This window comes from Sediminihabitans luteus (assembly GCF_002797595.1).
Classification (GTDB): domain Bacteria; phylum Actinomycetota; class Actinomycetes; order Actinomycetales; family Cellulomonadaceae; genus Paraoerskovia; species Paraoerskovia lutea.
In genome coordinates this window covers 749,804-765,386 of the sequence record NZ_PGFE01000001.1, presented here as the reverse complement: position 1 = coordinate 765,386, position 15,583 = coordinate 749,804, and the positions used below count along the sequence as shown (strand labels likewise).

The window sequence follows — 15,583 nt, the reverse complement described above, 5'->3', positions numbered from 1 at the left end:
GCGTCACGCGCACCAGGCGCGCGAGGGGATGGGGTTAGGAGCGGCGTAGGAGGCGACGGACCTCGGCGTCGACAGCCTGGGACGGGCCCGCGGCCGGCGTGTGCGTCACGCCGCGGGCCTGCTCCCGGTGCCGCAGCCGCCGCAGCTCGGGGTGGTCGGCGAGGTGGTCGCGCATCACGGCCTGGTGCTCGCGGACCTTCGCCCGTGCGATCGCGGTCGCGGGCCCGTCGAGCGCGACGGCCTCGCGCTGCTTCCACTTCCGGATGTTCCGTTCGATCGCGCGCTGCCGCTGCCCGGCCTCGTACCCGTCTGGGTCGGTGCGGGGCTCGCGCAGGCGGGTCGCGCCCGGGACGTACGCGGAGAGGCTGTGCCGGCAGTTGGGGTGCTGGAAGCCGTTTGCGCGGGCCTCGTTCAGGGTCGCGGTCACCTCGACCGTCACGGGCTCGTCGCTGGTCTCGGAGCGGACCGTGACCCGGCCGGTGCGCCCGGACCGGGTCGACAGGACCTTGCCCTCGTAGGGGCGGCACAGGGGGCACTCGCGCGGGGCGTCGGACACGACGACGAGGTCGAGGCCGTTCGCGGCGAGCGTGTCGACGTGCCCCTGGACGGCTGCCTTCCCGGTGCCGGTGCGCACGGCCATCTCGACGTACGAGTCGAGGGCCCAGCGGCGCCCGGACTTGTCGGTGAAGCCGAGGACGTTCTGCGAGACGAGCCGGTTGAGCATGGTCTGTGCGGCGGTGCGGGTCGTGTCGGCGCCGGCGAGGACGCCTGCGACGGGCGCTGCGGCGGTGCGCTGGTAGACGTCGACCGCGGAGCGCAGGAGTCGGGCGCGGAGCGGGATCAGGGTGCTGATCGTCTCCTCTGCGACGGTCGCGATCGCTCGAGCCTGCGCTGGCGCGGCTACGGTCGCGGCCGTCTTGGCGCCGAGCTCGGTCGCGGCGGCGCCCTGCCCGGCCTCGTACGCCTCGGCGACGGTCTCGATCACGAGGTCGAGGGCCTGCGCGGTGAGGGGGCGCAGGGTCGCGCCGAGCGCGGCACGGACTCGTTCGAGTTCGGTCAGCTTGAGCACGGCCCAGGCGGGTGCGCCGAGGTCGCGGGCGAGGCTGTCGCGGATGATGCGCAGGAGCCGGAGTTCGGCGTCGGCGTACAGGGCGGACACGCGGCCGGCGAGGAACTCCCCGAGGCCCGGGTCGACAGGCACGCGCTACTCCGCGCCGGGCGGCGGGGCGAACGGGTCGGCGACCGCGTCCTCCTGGCTGATCGCGTCGACCTCCTTCTCGACCTGCTCATCGGTCCAGTCGGGGTGCAGGGTGCGGACCCGCTCGGCGATGCTCGCGGCGCGGGCGTTCGCCATGGCCTGCGCCGTCTGCGCGAGCGTCAGGAGGGAGTCCTGCACGCTGTCGCCGAACTCGACCGCGATGCGCTGCCCGTCGACGAGCGCGGGCCCGTTGAACAGGGCCTGGTCGATGCTCAGGAGCTTCGTCAGGAGGCGGGAGACCGCACGCTCCTCGATGCGGGCCTTGCGTGCCCGCGTGAGGAACGAACGCCGCTCCCGGGCCTGGACCTCCGTCGCGGTGATCGCGGCCCCGTCAGGGCCCGCACCGAACGTCTGCGCGGAGTACCCCGACGTCGTCAGGATACGGCCGATCAGGTCGGTGATGAGCTCGAGGTGCTCGGTCACACGGATCTGGAACTGCTGCGCGACGATCGGCGGGGTGCCGTCCTCGGGCATCGGGATGTTCAGGCTGTCGTAGACCTCGCGGTCGAGGTCGAACGACGCGCCCTTGCCGGGGCCGTTGTCCTGCAGCATGAACGCGGGCACGATGATGCGGCCCTTGCCGAGGCGGACGTCGCGCATGAGGGACCCGTAGGCCTCGTCGAGGGCGTCCATGAGGGGTTCGACGCCGTCGAGGTCGGAGCGGCCGAGGTTCCGGCCGACGGGGTCCTTGCGCCAGCGGCGCTGCGGGGTCTGGTTCGGGACGTAGACGACGCAGAGGCCGGGGGTGCGGCCCTCGATGATCGCGCCGGTCTCGTCGACGGCGGTGGCGAGGCCCGCGGTCGCGGGGTGGTCGGCCAGGGGCACAGCGTGGCCGAGGTCGTTCGCGGTGCCGTCGTACAGGCCGTGCAGGATGAGCCCGTTCCCGTCGCGGTCGAGCTCGTGCCGCTCGAGGTGGCGGATCACGGACCCGGCCGGGCTGGGCAGGACGTGCCAGAACGTCACGGCGACGAGGCGACCCCACCGGAACTCGGGGGCGGCGGAGTCCGCGTCGACGGTCGTGAGGAACGCGCCGTCGGGCTCGAGGGCGCGGTCCCAGGTGACTCGGTGGAAGCGCCCGCCGAGCGCGGCCCCGACCTCGGCGCCGGAGGCGAGGACCTGGTGGGCGTCCTCGCGGAGGTCGTCGAGGCGTGCCTGCGCCTCCTCGTTGCCGTCGATCTTGAACGTGGGCGGCTCGGCGTACAGCAGGTCCGCTGAGGCGCGGCAGAGGTCCGCGGCGATCGGGACGTGCAGCTGGTCGGGGCGCTCCGCGGTGCTGGTGCTGGTCGTGGTGCGGCCCCACCAGGAGCGCTTCGTCGTCGTGGTCGTCGCGACGTTCAGGTACGCCTTCGTGAGGGCGGCGGCGGTGCCCTCGAACCAGGCGGACCACTCGGCGAGGGTGGTGGTGATCGTCGCGAGGTCCTTCGGGGGCCACGCGGTCCCGTTCGCTGGCAGCGGCATCGCGGCCTCCTGTCAGTCGGTGGTGTCGCCGGGTGCGTCCGTGAGGGCGGGGGCGAGGGGGATGAGCGAGGTCCAGTCGAGGCGGGTGGTGTAGATGCCGTACCGCCAGGCGTCGACCTCGTCGTCGTCGGCCTTCACGGGCGCGTCGACGCCGCGTGCTGTGGCCTTCTCGTCCCACACGTACCCGGGGATCCCGGCGATCAGGTGGGTGCACGTGTCGGCGACGACCATCTTGTCGACGGCGAGGAGCCCGGCGAGGGTGCGGATGCCGGGCAGGACGGCCTTGTGGGCGTTGCGGACGCCGGGTTGCCCGTCGTGGAACAGCTGGTGGCGGAACGAGCTCGCGGCGGAGTCGACGGCGACCCACTCGGGGGTGCGCCACGCGTCGACGGGCTGGCTGGCGAGCCACCGGCGAAGGTCGGTGGAGTGCTCGCCGATGGTCATGCGGCCGGGCGCCCACTCGGCGAGCGTGTAGAGGCGGTGCTCGCCGTCGTGGCCGGGACGGGTGTCGGGGCCGATGCCGATGAGGTAGCCGCGGGTGGCGTGCTGGTCGCCGTAGTCGACGCCCATCGCGAGGACGCGGTCCATCGGGGGGAGGTCCGTGGTGGGGATGACGTGGCGGGCGGGGTCCCAGGAGTCGAAGATCGCGCCGGCGGCCTGGACCCACTCGCCGAGGATGAAGCGGCGGAACCAGAGGCCGACGTACTCGCGGGAGACCTGCGCGACGTACTCGGCGGGCAGGTGCGTGTTGTCGGTGAGGCGGAACCGGAAGACGCGGTAGCCGAGCTCGACGGCGCGGTCGATGACCTGCTTCTTGAGCCAGTGCGAGGGCCCGTCGGGGTTGGTGGTGGCGAACAGCATCGCGCCGGGGACCGACATGCGGCCGAGGAGCTGCGTCCAGAACGCCTCGCTGACGAGGGTTGCTTCGTCGACGTACGCGCCGGCGCAGGTGAGGCCTCGCAGGACGTTCTCGGCGCGGGAGTCGGACGCACCGAGGACGTGGATGGTGCGGCCGAGGATGCGTGCGGTGGGCGCTCCGGCGGTGTACGAGACATGCCGGGCGATCATGCCGAACAGCTGCGGGTCCTGCAGGGGCCCGAAGACGTTGCGCGCGATGGACTCGCGGGTGCGACCGACGACGACGAGCTCGCCGCCGCGGGGCGCGCGGGCGACATAGAGGACCCAGCGGAGCAGGGACGCGATGGTCTTGCCGGAGCGGATGCTGCCGGTCCAGAGGTTCACGCGGGCTGTGGAGCGGGCGATGGACCAGACCTGCAGGGGGGAGAGGCCGGCGAGGACCGCGGTGATGACGGCTTGGGTGACGACGACCGCGGTCATGGGGTGGCCTCGGGGTCGGGCATGGCGTCGGCGGCTGCGGTGATCGCGGTCGTGATCGCGTCGATCATCCCGATGACGGCGGTGTGGCCGTCGTCGGCGTCGTGCTCGGCGATCCGCAGGGACGCGTTGAGGTGCTGGCTGATGGTCGCGGCGATCTGGCGTTCGTCGGCGGGTGGGACGAACGGGAGGGTGGCTTCTTCCTCGGCCGCGCCGGCGCCGCGGATCAGGGTCGTGAACGTGCGGGCTTCGAGGCGGTCGTAGAGGTGCTCGACGCGGGTGAGGGCGCGGAGCTCGAGCGCTGCGCGGCGTGCCTTGGCGTCGGCGACCTTCGCTTGGGTGGCGGCGGCGGTGCGGGTCCGGTCGGACGTGATGCCGAGGTCGCGGCGGCGGCGGGCTACGGCGGCGAGGGTGCGGCCGAGTTGCTTGGCTTGCTCGCGGACGGGGACGGGCGGGGTGGCGTCGGCCATGTCGCGCAGGTGCTGGTCGTCGGTGGGGGTCCAGGGGTTGGCGGCCATCGGGGGTCACCTGCCTCGGGGTCGCGTCACACCGCCTGGGTGGCTGTTCGCGCTCGTGGGGTGGGTGGTGGCCCCTGTCGGGCTGGGCTCGCCGCGCTCGCTCCTGGTGGTTGGTCGCGGGTCCAGCGGCCGGACAGGGGAGTTTGGGTACGACGAAGCCCCGCGGTTTCGATTCCGCGGGGCTCGTCGGTGTCATGCGCTACTTGATGATGATGCCGGCCTGCTCCATGTAGCTCGCCCAGTCGTGGTCGCGGTCAGCGATCCGGGCAAGTGCGACCTGCCACTTGGTGGCGGTGTACTCGAACTCGTACTTCTCGGGTCGAGGGCCACTCGAACTGTAGTTCAGGGGCTTCTGGGTTCCCAGCGGGATGGTCGCGCGTCCCCCGTCGACGTTCACGACGCACTCGCGGTCGACCAGGACGCCTCGCCAGAAGACGTCGACGAAGTCGACGGTCGCCTTCGGGTCAGGGAAGCTGGCGTCCTGCCAGAGCTGATCGGCCGTCTTGATGTGGTCGAACCCACGCGCGCGGAGGCCGTGCTGGATCGTGATATCGACGTTGGGCGTGTAGACGAGAAGCTCGTCGTGCTGCTCGACGGTGTCCTCGTCCACGTCGGGGGCGTCGGTGTAGAACGGCCCGGTGACGACATGGTGCCAGTCGTCCTCGTACCGCGAGTTGCTGATCGTTTCGCGCAGTTCATGAAGATCCATGCGCTGACAGTAGCGAGGTGTGCCGACAGCGGCGAGTACGACGAAGCCCCCGGGCGCTGTCTCGCGTTCCGGGGGCTGATGTCGTGTGGGCATGGGGTGCCGTGCACGACCTTACAGCGAAATTACACGGGTGTCATTCAGGCCTGAGTACCGCGCCGCCGGCCATGATCAGTGTGGTCATATCGGCCAGGAACCCAAGCGTTGTAAGGACTCGTGTCATGGTCTGACCTCCTTCCGCTGTTGCAGTCGTCCAGAGACGGGTGCAGCGACTGCTCATTGCGAGAATCATGATGATGCCGGCGGCGACGGCTCCCGACGCATAGAGCGAAGGCTCAGAGGTGCACCACCTGGAGGCTACACCGACCAGTGGAGGCAGCGCGGCGTTGGTCGAGATGGTTGACGTCGTACAGGGCGACACCGGCGGGGTCGTGTCCGACGGGCTCGAGGCCGCGGTGCGCCCAGACGTCGAGCGTGTTGCGGCGCATATTGTGCATGGTCGCGTAGGCGGTGAGGGTGACGCCGGGCGGGGCGGGTGCGGGGTCGGGCTGGACGAGGCCGACCCAGGCGGAGGGCGCCCAGCGGGGCTGGTGGCCGTGCTCGTCCGCGCAGTCGGGGGTGCGGCACACGAGGTCGGCGTGGTCGGGGCGGTCGCGCCAGCCGGGGGCGAGGTGGAGGCGCTGCTCGCAGTGGGGGCAGACGAGGTTGCCGGGGGCCTTGGTCCAGGGGGTTTCGCCGTCGCGGGGCTCGTCGAGGAGGGCGCGGAGCTGGCGGGGCCAGGCGGTGAGGTCGGTGGTCGCGGTGGTGACGGTGTCGTGGTGCTGGTGGCCGGCGGTGTGGGCACGGTCGAGGAGGACGGGGAGGCGGGACACGGCGTCGAGGGTGTTCTGGTCGTCGCCGCCGCGGTATCGGGCGTGGCCGAACAGGAGCAGGGTGAGGGCGGCTTCGTGGCGGCGGACGGCGGCGTGGATGTCGAAGTAGAGGGTGGCGGCGTCGTTGTTCCAGGGGATGCGGTGCACGGTCTTGGTGCGCTTGATCTGGGATTCGTCGACCTGGTTGGTGGTGTGGGTGATGAGGGCCTGCGTGCGGGGCAGGAGGGTGAGGGTTTCGCGGGCGGCGGTGTAGAGCTGCTCGGGGGTGGTCACGGGGTCAGTCCTCCTGCTGGGTGAGGTGGCGGGACACGGTGGATGCGCTGACGCCGACCTTGTCGGCGATGCCGCGCACGCTCATGCCGTCGCGGGCGAGGGTGTGGATCCTGTTGCGCTGGCGGGTGGTGAGGCGGCGTCGTCGCGGGGACGCCGTAGGGGTGTCGTCGTGCCCGGCCGCGGGCTCGGTGGGTGTGCCGTGGGGTGTTCCATCCGGGAGGGCGGGATGGGACGCCTGACGGGCCGTGGCGAGGCGCCCGAGGCCGACGGGGGTGGTGGTGCACAGCAGCCCCGCCGGGATGCCGAACGTGTCCCGTCCGGCCTCGTGGTGGTCGCAGAGCTGGGCGTACTCGACGTCGAGGGCGTCGGGGGTGGTGGGGCGGGCGATCATCCGGTCGGCGATCTCGTGGGTGCCGAGGAGGGACCCGACGGGGATGAGCGCGGCCAGGGCGACGCCGACGACGAGAGCGACCGTGGTGTCGTGGGTGCCGTACTCGAGTGCGTGCGCGCCGTTCGCTGCGGACGAGACGGCGGTCCAGAGCGCGACCCACGTCCACGGGCGCGCGGCGGACTCGTGCCGGGCCCGGGCCGCGAGGGCGCTGTACGTGTAGACGAGGATCGCGCCGTCGATGAACAGCGGCAGCAGCCAGGCGAGGTGCGGCTCGACCGCGACCCACGGCGCGAGGGCGGACAGGCCGGCGAACGACAGGACGAAGCTGATGCCGACGAGGCCGCTGGTGGCGAGCACCGCGACGAGGAGCGCCGCGGTCGTGTCGGGGTTGATGCGTGCGGGCGTGCTCACGGGGTCTCCTGGTGCTCGTTGCGGATGTGCTCGCGGATCTGGTCGCACGCGGCGGCGAGGGTGCCGTCGACGCTGCGCCAGCAGCAGGTCAGGGTGCCGGAGCACTCGACCCACCAGATGCCCGAGCTCTTGCGGACACGGCCCCGGTGCGTGCTCATGCGTCCTCCCCGGGGTCGGACACGCGCGCCACCGGGGCGGTACGTGCCGCGGGGGTGAGTCGGGCACGGGCGGGGCGTCCTCTCCCACGTCCGCCCGCGGCGCTAAAGTGCGCCGCGTGATGAGACTTGTAGAGGTCGTAGTAGGAGTTGACCCGTCGGACACGGCTGCGGCTAGCCTCTGGGGCGTCGATTGGGCTGCAGTGGGTGGTCTTGCTGCCGGTGCTACGGCTCTCGTGGCGATCTGGACGCTGATTCACGCCGGTCGTGATAGTCGTGAGCGGACGCGGCCGGTAGTCATCGCGGAGTATCGAATCCCCACAGAGAGTCCCCACGAGCGACTTGAGTTCGTCGTGAGGAACATTGGTGGTTCCGTTGCGAGAGAGATCGCGGTTGAGTTCGATCCAGGGTTGACCCCTGTGCTTCCAACGCAGTCGCTCCGGCCCTTCATCATCCGGCGGTACGAGCGCCGGATCGCGAACCTCGGCCCTGGACAGGAGTTGACCAACGCGATCAGTGCTGACCTGAGCGATCAGAGCAACAGCGACCTTCCTCTCGATCTGACCGTCACGATCAGCTACCGGAGGGGCCGAGTACGCCGTTACAAGGACCGGTTCCGCCTGGACACGTCGTTGTATGCCCAGCACACCTACGCGACGTCGGACAACTCGATCCTCGGCAGGTTGAGTCAGATCAGGAAGGAACTCAGGCACCTCAACGGGGCGGATCGGAGTGCCAACTACTTCCGAGGAATGCGAGATGACCTTGAATCGATCGCTAAGTCCCTGCAGGCTCTTTCGGGGCCTGGAGAGGGCAGGACGGACGATCCGGCGGACGTTCCCTGATCCTTGGTTGCTGTCGAGTGCTGCGGCATTGGCGCCGGGTGTGTTGCACGCGGCGGCGAGGTTCATCGGGTCTCCTCGGGGGTGGTGGCGAGCTCGAGCACGCCTTGGTTGAGTGCTGCGGTGACGGCGCCGGACCCTGCGAACAGGTCGACGACGTCGTCGTCGGACTGGTGGCCGAGCGCGTCGAGCACCCACCGGGTCCACACCGCCGGCTTCGCGCCGGTGAAGCCCGTTCGCGGGCAGGGCGCGGTCAGGACGTCGTCGAGCGGCAGGCCGGTGCCGTGCGCGCGCCGGGACTCGGGGGTCAGGACGAGCACGGCCTCCCACGCGGCGCGCACGCGCTGCCCGGACGGGACCGCGTTGGTGCGGTGCCAGACCATGACGCGCGCGGCGGGCGGCGCGACCGCGAGGTACGTCGGCAGGGACGACGGCGGGAGGGCGATCGCCCACCCGTCGAATCCGGCGGTGAGGTCGGTGACGAGCTGCTGATGTCGGGCGGGGGTGTCCCATGCGCGTGCGCCGTCGTGCTCGTCGGCTCGGCCGCGTCCGCCGCCGTGCCCGCGGCCGCCGACGCCGTACCAGCGGTGCGCGCGCCCGAGGTAGGGCGGGTCCGCGATCGCGAGCCTCATCGGTCCTCCTGGGTGCGGGTGGTGGGGATGCCGGCGGCGGTCATCGCGGCGCGGACGATGCGCGGCCCGTGCTCGTAGCTCACGGACGGTTCCGCGCGGGGCGGGGTGGTCGGGCGCTGGCCCTCGAGGTCCTCGGAGCGGCACGCTCCGCAGTTCCAAGCGGGGAAGGACCCGTGGCCGGGCTGGGTGCACCGGTCGTAGTCCGTGCTCGAGGCGGGGTGGTGGGTGGTGTGCCAGTGCGGGCCGTCCATCGCGATGACGGCGGGGGTGCGGGCTTCGGGGGTGGTGGCGGCGGTGATGGCGGCGTGTGCGAGCTCGGCGGCGGTGCCGCGGTGGCGGGCGTCGGCGAGCGCTGCGAGGACTCCGGCGGCACCCCAGGCGGGGCGGATGGTCGAGACGAGCGCAGCGAGTGCTCGGGCCCCGTCAGCCGTGATTTCGTTCATCATCCGACCCGCTTCTCGAGGCCCTGGTCAGATGAAGTTCCAGCGGATGATGAAGGAGATGGAGAGGGAGTAGGAGTAGGAGCAGGAGTTACCGAAGGGTTGACCGAACCCCTTCCGGAAGGGTTCGAGGCGGGATCGGGAAGGATGATCGAAGGGATGCCGAAGGGGTTTCCCGAACCCTTCCCCGAAGGGTTCCGCGAGGGGTTGGCGGGCAGTGCGGCGAGCCCTTCCTCGAACGTCATCGACCGCTTCGACAGGACCCGCTGCACCTCTGACCGCGTCCACCCCTTGAGGTCGGGCTGAGCCTCCTGCAGACGTGTCACCTGGTCCACGACGACCGCGCGCAGGACCCGAGACGCGATCGCCGCGTGAGCCTTCACGAACGCCGCCGCGACGTTGGGAGACCGCATCAGGCCGTCGTGCTTCACGAACGACCGGACCATGACCTCCTCGCTGTCACGGTCGGGCAGGATGAAGCGCCCGTCCTCGAGCTCGACGGCGTACATCTCGACGTCGCGAGCGGTCAGGTCGGCGGTCGCCGCGGCGATGCGCGCCGGCCGCCAGTCCGCGACGCCTGCGAACGACGTCGTGCCGTCCGACAGCAGGCGCATGTAGAGCCACTGCGCCCCCGACGACAGCTCACGCCAGTCGTCGTCGGTCCAGATGTCGAGCCGGATGCGTGCGTGGTCACGAGCCATTGCGGGCCTCCTCTGGCACGATGGCCGCATGGGCCTTGGGAAGACGACGACGTTCCACTTCGACGGCGGCACGTGGGGCGAGCTCCGCGCCCTGGTCCGAGCCGCCGACGCCGCTGGCGTGGGCGATGACGTCGAGGTCGACCTCGCGCGTGAGAGCGAGCGGGACGACTTCCGAGTCGTTGGCCTCGAGCTCTTCGAGCCGCTCACCTGACCTCTCCCCGGGCCGCGTCCCGGTCAGGAGCGCGACGAGGTCGGCGAGGGTCATCAGGACGATCTGCTTGCCGGGGTCCGTGGTGCCGCGACGCTTCGCGACCACGAACCCGGCCATGGCGTCGTCGTTGCCGCGCTCGACGTCGGTCTCGTCGAGCCAGGGCCCGACCTGCACGCGCCCGCCGTAGTCCTTGCACTCGGCGACGATTCGGCCGCCCATGTGCCGGATCCCGGACAGGTCGCCGCGGTCCTTCGCGCCGGTCTGGCGGCGGCGCTCGATGCGGTCGTCGACGTGGTCGGCGAGGTATGCCGCGACGGAGGTCTCGTGGCGGGTGCCGGCGGCCTTCGCGGACGCTCGGGAGCGCGTCATGACGTCACCGTCAGGGCCTGGCGCCGTCGTGCGCAGACCTCTGCAGGTTCGAGCGTGAGCTCGCGGTGCCGGAGGATCGCGTTCCGGCGGGCCAGCATGATCGCGGCGCACTCGTGGCAGCCGGGCAGCGATCCGTACCGCCTGCACTCTCGGCACAGGTAGACGTGGGTCGGGGTGAGGGCGCTCATGATGCCACCGCCGTCGTGCGGGCCGCGCGCCGCTGCTGGGAGAGCAGGCCGCGCTCGTCGCCGTCGAGGCCGCCGAAGATCCCGTACCGGCCCGAGTTGGCCCGGCCCTCGGCAGCCAGCGCGAACTCGAGGCACGCGGTCGCGACGTCGCAGGTCGCGCAGAGGGCCTTCGCGGCGGCGACCTGACGCTCCTTGGCGGTGCCGCGCAGGCCGTCGTCGTGGAACCCGACGGACTCGGGGTCGACGCCGAGGCACGCGGCCTCCATGCGCCAGTCCTCGGGCTCGCGGGTGCTGGGCGCGCTGCTCGTCGTCGGTCGCGCGGTGTAGCGGGGGATCATGCTGCTTCCTCTCCTGTGAGGGCCGTGGTGACGGTCGCGATGAGGTCGCGTGCGGCGGGCGGGGTGACGGCGTTGCCGGAGAGCTTGACCTGCTCGCGGCGGTTGCCGGCCATGAGGTACTCGCGGGGGAAGGCCATGGCCTGCTTGATCTCGTCGGGCTCGAGCATCCGGAAGCGGACGTCGGCGATGTCGACGGTCTGCCCGGTGAGCACGGACTGGTGGCCGGTCGTGGTGACGGTGCGGATCGGCTCGCCCGCGGGAGTCGTCATCTCCGGCCCGCCGCCGTTGTGCCGGTGGATGAGCGCGTGCCCGCCGCCGCCCGCGGTCGTCATGGTCGGCATGGCCTCCGAGACGGGGCGTGCGCGGTTCGAGTGGGCGTTCGTCATGACGAGCCCGTGGTGGTTGCCCGACGCGGTGACCGTGGCGAGCGGGTCGGACGCACGCCGAGCCGTCGACCCGCCCCCGCGCAGCTCGGCGAGGAACGGCGGGAACGCGAGGCCGGACTCGTTGCGCGTCGTCTGCGTGCGCAGCGGATCGACCATCGTCATGGGCTGCTTCCCGTCGCGACCCTCGACCGGGACCATGACGGGCGTGTAGGCGATCGCCTTGGACTCGCGCGTGTGCATGGTCCGCAGCGGCTCGGACGCGGGCCAAGCCCGGTAGTACGAGCCCGGGTCGCCGAACCCCGGGTGCTTCGGGTCGGCGGCGTCGTACTGGTTGCCGCCGTGCTCGACGTGGATCGGGGACCAGTACCGCTCGATCCCGACCTGGATGCGCCGCATCGTCTTCTCGGCCAGGGGCTTGGCCCGGTCACCGATCCGCGTGCCCGGGTTCGACCAGTCGATGATCGACGCCGCCGGGAGCCACGCGGGCTCGACGACGTCGTTGCGGCACGCGATGTTCGGGCACCGGTAGAGGTACTGCGACCGGTAGCGGCCCGGGCGAGCCTGCCCGTCGCCCTTCTTCCACCACTGCATCGCGTCGACGATCTGGTCGCAGCGCGCGCAGTACGCCTTCGGGCGCTGCATCCGCTCGAAGTCCGGCGCCCGGTCGCCCGCACGCCAGAACGCGATGTAGACCCGGTCCCGGGACTGCGGTGCAGGCAGACCGTGCGCCTGGGCGTGCATCGAGTTCATCGACACGACGCGGTGCCGGTAGCCGAGGGCGTGCATCGCGCCGAGCCACGACCGGAACAGCCCGCCCCGCTCGCCCCACGGCGACGACCAGTCGACGACCTCGACGACGTTCTCGACCAGGACCGCCTTGTAGTGGTGCGCCTCGGCGAACCGGACGACGTCCCACATCGTCGCGCGGGACCGCTCGGCAGCCTCCTCGGGCAGGACGTCGCCGAACAGGTCGGGCTGCTGGCCGGCGAGCTTCCTCCCCTTCGCGCGGGAGTGGTTCGTGCACTCGGGCGACGCCCAGAGCAGGTCGGTCGTCGGGACGTACCGCGGGTCCGTGTTCGAGATGTCAGCCTGCAGGTGATCGGTGTCGGGGTGGTTCTGGTTGTGGGTCTCGATCGCGCGGTCCCAGTGGTTCGCGGCGAGGCGGACCTCGACGCCTGGGACCGAGACCGCGCCCGTGGACGACCCGCCAGCGCCACAGAACAGGTCCGTCATGGTGAGGTTCGCGCTCACGCCTGGCCCTCCACGTCCGCGACGTCCAGCTCGAGGGCTCTGCTCTCGGGCGGGTCGGTCGGCCACGCGGCGAGCGCGTCGAGGACCTGCCCGGCCTCTGCCTGGGTGAGGGTCTTCGTCGACTCGACGTCGCGGCCGAGGATCTCGCTGACGAACGCGAGGCCCGCGTCACGGTCGGTGAGGTCGTGCTCGCGGAGCCCGGCGTGCAGCGCGCGAGACTGCGCGGGCGTGATGACGTCCGGAGCGCTCGGGGAAGCGCTCTCGGCGAGCGCGGCCGGGGCGGGCACGGCGAGGATGTCCGTCGCGGACTCGCGGCGCGGCGTCACGTCGCGCGCCTCGAGGACCTGCATTTCCTCCGCGGTGTACGCCATGCCGAGCAGCGCGTCGGGCGCGATGCGGCGCGCGACGTCACCAGCGGCACGGGCGTAGAGCATGGCCTGCGGGTCGGTGCGGTACTTCTTGTTCGTCGTGTACCCGGCGAGCTCGGCTCGCGCGGTGTCCCACGTGACGGTCTCGATGACGTCGGACCCGCGGCGTCGCCCGGAGACCGTGACGCGGCTGTTCGTCGACTCGTCCGTCCAGATCGCGTGCCCCGCGGCGAGGACGATCGCGACCATGGTGCGCGAGTACAGGGCAGGCTTCCCGCCGATCACGTACACGTTCTGCATCGCGGCGAGCGGGTCGAGGCCGACCTGCGCGCCGTACAGGATCGCGGCCGCGGCCTCCTCCGGCTTGTTCTTGAGGTGCGCCGGGGCGAACGCGGTCTTGCACAGCGCGGACGCGATCTGGTGCGCGTGCCCGAGAGACGCGGCGGTCGACTCGATGAGCGCCATGCTCTCGGTCGTGATGGCGGGCGCGGTCGGGGCGCCCTGGGTCGTCAGGTCGGTGCTCATGCTTCCTCCGTGGGGGTGCTGTCGAGCCAGCGCGGCGGGGCGATCTGGTGCACGCCAGGGGCGTACCCAGGCCACTCACCGGACTCGGCGCAGTGGGCGTAGGTGTCGATCGCGTGGCGCACGTCCGCGGCGCCGATCGCGAGGTAGTCGGCGTCGAGCTCGACGACGGACACGAGGTGCGGGGCGTCGACCTCGACGACGACATGCAGGAACCGGGGCGCACGCCCGGTCAGGTGCTCGACGCCGGCGCGGTAGTGCGCGGCCTGCGTGTGCCAGCCGAGGGACTGCGCGAGCCGGTCGATGCCCCGCGGCGCCGCCGAGCGGGCCGTGGTCTTGAGGTCCACGACGACGTGCGCGCCCTCGTGCCAGTAGTCGAGGCGCCCGCGGCAGCGGACCCCGGTCGTGGGGTCGTCCCACAGGACCGAGACCTCCGGCATGCCGCCGGTCAGGAGCCGCCCCGCGTCGGGGTGCGCGAGCACGGCGTCCGCCGCGACCCGGGCCCGGGCGTGATCCGCGACGAGCATCGGGACCAGGCCAGCCGCACGAGCAGCGTCCCGGGCCTCCTGCGCCGCCTTCGTCCGCCACGAGTCCGCCTCGACGACCTCGATGCCCATGCCCTCGCCGAGCACGAGCTCGTGCACCGCGTGCCCGAGGTCGAACGCCTTCTTCTCGGTGCGGTGCGTGCGCTCGTGCTCGTACCGGGCCGGGCAGTCCAGGAGGTGCTTGATCCCGGTCGACGACAGGCCCGGCAGGGTGTGGTACTCGAGCTCGGGGATGCTCGCGTGGATGCCGGGCGCGTACTCCGCGAGCACGGTCGGGGCGCTCATCGGGCCACCGCCGCGACCTCGTGCGGGAGCACGACGACGTACCCGCCGGCCACGAGGAACCCGTGCGCTGCGGCGTGCATGATCGCGGCGCGCGCGGCGCCGTCCTTCGCGCGCATCGTGTACGCCCCGTCGACCCGCGACCATGCCCACGCCTCCCACATCCCAGGCAAGCCCGGGATGCTCAGCAGCGCGCCGAGACCGAACCCGTCCACGTCCTGGCACGGCAGGCACCAGCCGTGCTCGTCGAGGTCGCGGCGCACGTGCGCAGTGCCGCACCGCTCGCACGCGTCGTCCTGGTCACCGACCCGGTCCAGGAACTCGTCCCGGGCCGTGCGCCGCTCCCTCTCGATCTCCATCTGGAAGTCCTCGTTCATCGGCCCTCCGCCTCTCGCAGCTCGGTGATCGCGGCCCGCAGCGCCGCGGCGGTCTCAGCGGTCCGCGCGAGGATCTGCGACGGGTGGTGGTTCTCCGCGTCAGCCCACGCGAACGCCGCCTCCTCCAAGCGGATCCGCGCGCGCTCGCGCCGCACCGTCGCGACGGACCGCTCCTGGCACGCGGCGATCGCTTCCTGCTCGTCCATGTCCAGCTGCACGATCGAGTTCTGCACCGGCCACCCGTACGGCGACTCGGCCTCGCTCATGACGTCCGACGGGCGCGTGCCCGTGCACAGGGCCCGGGTCGCGACGTCGAGCACAGCGGCCTGGCTCATCCCCGCCCGGCCCGCGTACCTCGGGACGCGCACCGCGCGCACGTGCCCGTGCTCCGTCGCCGCGAAGAACATCGCCGCGACGTCCTCCGTCGTCGCGTTGCCCTTCGCCTCGAGCGCGTCGAAGTCCTCCGGCCCGTGGCTCATCGCGCACCGCCCGTGATGATCGCGCCGCCCTGGACCCGTACCGCGGCCCGCAGCTCGTCGCGGTCGTGACGGTCACCAGACGACAGCGCCTCGGCGAGCAGCGTCGTGTCCGCCAGCGGCGACACGACCTCGTGCACGCCCACAGCGCGGAACGTCGGGCACGTCAGGTCCAGCCGCGACGGCGACGCCGGCACACGCGGCACGAGCACGCTCAGCACGCTCTCCGTACGCCGGGACACCGCCCGGCGGATGATCTTCCTCAGCTTCATTGCTAC

General features: G+C 71.9%; 20 protein-coding genes. 1 reads left to right on the top strand and 19 read right to left on the bottom strand.

The window, feature by feature from the left end; genetic code table 11:
• Positions 1-34 precede the first annotated feature (34 nt).
• The 8 genes from CLV28_RS03515 to CLV28_RS15375 all read right to left on the bottom strand — a co-directional run bounded on the left by CLV28_RS03515 (position 35) and on the right by CLV28_RS15375 (position 7,380).
• A complete protein-coding gene (locus CLV28_RS03515; RefSeq protein WP_100421859.1) occupies positions 35-1,201 on the bottom strand; it encodes a phage minor capsid protein in 1,167 nt (388 codons plus the stop codon).
• Positions 1,202-1,204: 3 nt separating this feature from the next.
• Positions 1,205-2,716, bottom strand: a complete 1,512-nt coding sequence (locus tag CLV28_RS03510; protein ID WP_100421858.1) for a phage portal protein — start codon at positions 2,714-2,716, stop codon at positions 1,205-1,207.
• A gap of 12 nt (positions 2,717-2,728) precedes the next feature.
• Complete coding sequence (locus tag CLV28_RS03505) at positions 2,729-4,054, bottom strand: PBSX family phage terminase large subunit (RefSeq protein ID WP_100421857.1); 1,326 nt, start codon at positions 4,052-4,054, stop codon at positions 2,729-2,731.
• Positions 4,051-4,569: a histidine phosphatase family protein gene (locus tag CLV28_RS03500; RefSeq protein WP_100421856.1), complete on the bottom strand. Its 519-nt coding sequence runs from the start codon at positions 4,567-4,569 to the stop codon at positions 4,051-4,053. The genes CLV28_RS03505 and CLV28_RS03500 overlap by 4 nt, the downstream gene beginning before the upstream one ends.
• A gap of 199 nt (positions 4,570-4,768) precedes the next feature.
• Entirely contained in the window at positions 4,769-5,278 is a 510-nt protein-coding gene (locus CLV28_RS03495; protein ID WP_100421855.1) for a hypothetical protein, read from the bottom strand.
• 332 nt (positions 5,279-5,610) lie between these two features.
• Positions 5,611-6,420: a hypothetical protein gene (locus CLV28_RS03490; protein WP_100421854.1), complete on the bottom strand. Its 810-nt coding sequence runs from the start codon at positions 6,418-6,420 to the stop codon at positions 5,611-5,613.
• A gap of 4 nt (positions 6,421-6,424) precedes the next feature.
• Positions 6,425-7,222 carry a DUF2637 domain-containing protein gene (locus tag CLV28_RS03485; RefSeq protein WP_157802471.1) on the bottom strand — a complete coding sequence of 266 codons (798 nt, stop codon included), beginning with the start codon at positions 7,220-7,222 and terminating at the stop codon, positions 6,425-6,427.
• Complete coding sequence (locus CLV28_RS15375; RefSeq protein WP_157802470.1) at positions 7,219-7,380, bottom strand: hypothetical protein; 162 nt, start codon at positions 7,378-7,380, stop codon at positions 7,219-7,221. Before CLV28_RS15375 ends, CLV28_RS03485 begins: the two co-directional genes overlap by 4 nt.
• A 116-nt stretch (positions 7,381-7,496) precedes the next feature.
• Here CLV28_RS15375 and CLV28_RS15370 point away from each other — a divergent pair, with 116 nt between their 5' ends.
• The gene (locus CLV28_RS15370) at positions 7,497-8,222 is read left to right on the top strand and encodes a hypothetical protein (RefSeq protein ID WP_157802469.1); all 726 of its coding nucleotides are present in this window, start codon (positions 7,497-7,499) and stop codon (positions 8,220-8,222) included.
• A 62-nt stretch (positions 8,223-8,284) separates the two neighbouring features.
• On the opposite strand, the gene CLV28_RS03475 is transcribed toward CLV28_RS15370, so the two are convergent.
• The 11 genes from CLV28_RS03475 to CLV28_RS03425 form a co-directional block, all read right to left on the bottom strand.
• Positions 8,285-8,851, bottom strand: a complete 567-nt coding sequence (locus tag CLV28_RS03475; protein WP_100421851.1) for a hypothetical protein — start codon at positions 8,849-8,851, stop codon at positions 8,285-8,287.
• On the bottom strand, positions 8,848-9,297 hold the full coding sequence (locus CLV28_RS03470; protein WP_100421850.1) for a hypothetical protein: 450 nt from the start codon (positions 9,295-9,297) through the stop codon (positions 8,848-8,850). Before CLV28_RS03470 ends, CLV28_RS03475 begins: the two co-directional genes overlap by 4 nt.
• Positions 9,294-9,992 carry a hypothetical protein gene (locus CLV28_RS03465; RefSeq protein ID WP_100421849.1) on the bottom strand — a complete coding sequence of 233 codons (699 nt, stop codon included), beginning with the start codon at positions 9,990-9,992 and terminating at the stop codon, positions 9,294-9,296. The genes CLV28_RS03470 and CLV28_RS03465 overlap by 4 nt, the downstream gene beginning before the upstream one ends.
• A complete protein-coding gene (locus CLV28_RS15765) occupies positions 9,982-10,572 on the bottom strand; it encodes a hypothetical protein (RefSeq protein ID WP_203968108.1) in 591 nt (196 codons plus the stop codon). The genes CLV28_RS03465 and CLV28_RS15765 overlap by 11 nt, the downstream gene beginning before the upstream one ends.
• 184 nt (positions 10,573-10,756) lie before the next feature.
• The gene (locus tag CLV28_RS03450) at positions 10,757-11,098 is read right to left on the bottom strand and encodes a WhiB family transcriptional regulator (RefSeq protein WP_100421847.1); all 342 of its coding nucleotides are present in this window, start codon (positions 11,096-11,098) and stop codon (positions 10,757-10,759) included.
• Positions 11,095-12,735: a DNA cytosine methyltransferase gene (locus CLV28_RS03445; protein WP_239073120.1), complete on the bottom strand. Its 1,641-nt coding sequence runs from the start codon at positions 12,733-12,735 to the stop codon at positions 11,095-11,097. Before CLV28_RS03445 ends, CLV28_RS03450 begins: the two co-directional genes overlap by 4 nt.
• Complete coding sequence (locus CLV28_RS03440; protein ID WP_100421846.1) at positions 12,732-13,628, bottom strand: hypothetical protein; 897 nt, start codon at positions 13,626-13,628, stop codon at positions 12,732-12,734. Before CLV28_RS03440 ends, CLV28_RS03445 begins: the two co-directional genes overlap by 4 nt.
• Complete coding sequence (locus CLV28_RS03435; RefSeq protein ID WP_157802468.1) at positions 13,625-14,455, bottom strand: PD-(D/E)XK nuclease-like domain-containing protein; 831 nt, start codon at positions 14,453-14,455, stop codon at positions 13,625-13,627. Before CLV28_RS03435 ends, CLV28_RS03440 begins: the two co-directional genes overlap by 4 nt.
• Complete coding sequence (locus CLV28_RS15365) at positions 14,452-14,829, bottom strand: hypothetical protein (protein ID WP_157802467.1); 378 nt, start codon at positions 14,827-14,829, stop codon at positions 14,452-14,454. Before CLV28_RS15365 ends, CLV28_RS03435 begins: the two co-directional genes overlap by 4 nt.
• A complete protein-coding gene (locus CLV28_RS03430) occupies positions 14,826-15,308 on the bottom strand; it encodes a hypothetical protein (RefSeq protein WP_100421844.1) in 483 nt (160 codons plus the stop codon). Before CLV28_RS03430 ends, CLV28_RS15365 begins: the two co-directional genes overlap by 4 nt.
• Positions 15,305-15,577, bottom strand: coding sequence for a hypothetical protein (locus CLV28_RS03425; protein ID WP_100421843.1), 273 nt, complete (start codon positions 15,575-15,577; stop codon positions 15,305-15,307). Before CLV28_RS03425 ends, CLV28_RS03430 begins: the two co-directional genes overlap by 4 nt.
• Positions 15,578-15,583: the final 6 nt, after the last annotated feature.

Bases quoted from the DNA above. Each gene is read 5' to 3' on its own strand.
- CLV28_RS03510 (WP_100421858.1), bottom strand. From the start codon at position 2,716: ATGCCGCTGCCAGCGAACGGGACCGCGTGGCCCCCGAAGGACCTCGCG.
- CLV28_RS03505 (WP_100421857.1), bottom strand. From the start codon at position 4,054: ATGACCGCGGTCGTCGTCACCCAAGCCGTCATCACCGCGGTCCTCGCC.
- CLV28_RS03500 (WP_100421856.1), bottom strand. From the start codon at position 4,569: ATGGCCGCCAACCCCTGGACCCCCACCGACGACCAGCACCTGCGCGAC.
- CLV28_RS03495 (WP_100421855.1), bottom strand. From the start codon at position 5,278: ATGGATCTTCATGAACTGCGCGAAACGATCAGCAACTCGCGGTACGAG.
- CLV28_RS15375 (WP_157802470.1), bottom strand. From the start codon at position 7,380: ATGAGCACGCACCGGGGCCGTGTCCGCAAGAGCTCGGGCATCTGGTGG.
- CLV28_RS03475 (WP_100421851.1), bottom strand. From the start codon at position 8,851: ATGAGGCTCGCGATCGCGGACCCGCCCTACCTCGGGCGCGCGCACCGC.
- CLV28_RS03470 (WP_100421850.1), bottom strand. From the start codon at position 9,297: ATGATGAACGAAATCACGGCTGACGGGGCCCGAGCACTCGCTGCGCTC.
- CLV28_RS03465 (WP_100421849.1), bottom strand. From the start codon at position 9,992: ATGGCTCGTGACCACGCACGCATCCGGCTCGACATCTGGACCGACGAC.
- CLV28_RS15765 (WP_203968108.1), bottom strand. From the start codon at position 10,572: ATGACGCGCTCCCGAGCGTCCGCGAAGGCCGCCGGCACCCGCCACGAG.
- CLV28_RS03450 (WP_100421847.1), bottom strand. From the start codon at position 11,098: ATGATCCCCCGCTACACCGCGCGACCGACGACGAGCAGCGCGCCCAGC.
- CLV28_RS03440 (WP_100421846.1), bottom strand. From the start codon at position 13,628: ATGAGCACCGACCTGACGACCCAGGGCGCCCCGACCGCGCCCGCCATC.
- CLV28_RS03435 (WP_157802468.1), bottom strand. From the start codon at position 14,455: ATGAGCGCCCCGACCGTGCTCGCGGAGTACGCGCCCGGCATCCACGCG.
- CLV28_RS15365 (WP_157802467.1), bottom strand. From the start codon at position 14,829: ATGAACGAGGACTTCCAGATGGAGATCGAGAGGGAGCGGCGCACGGCC.
- CLV28_RS03430 (WP_100421844.1), bottom strand. From the start codon at position 15,308: ATGAGCCACGGGCCGGAGGACTTCGACGCGCTCGAGGCGAAGGGCAAC.
- CLV28_RS03425 (WP_100421843.1), bottom strand. From the start codon at position 15,577: ATGAAGCTGAGGAAGATCATCCGCCGGGCGGTGTCCCGGCGTACGGAG.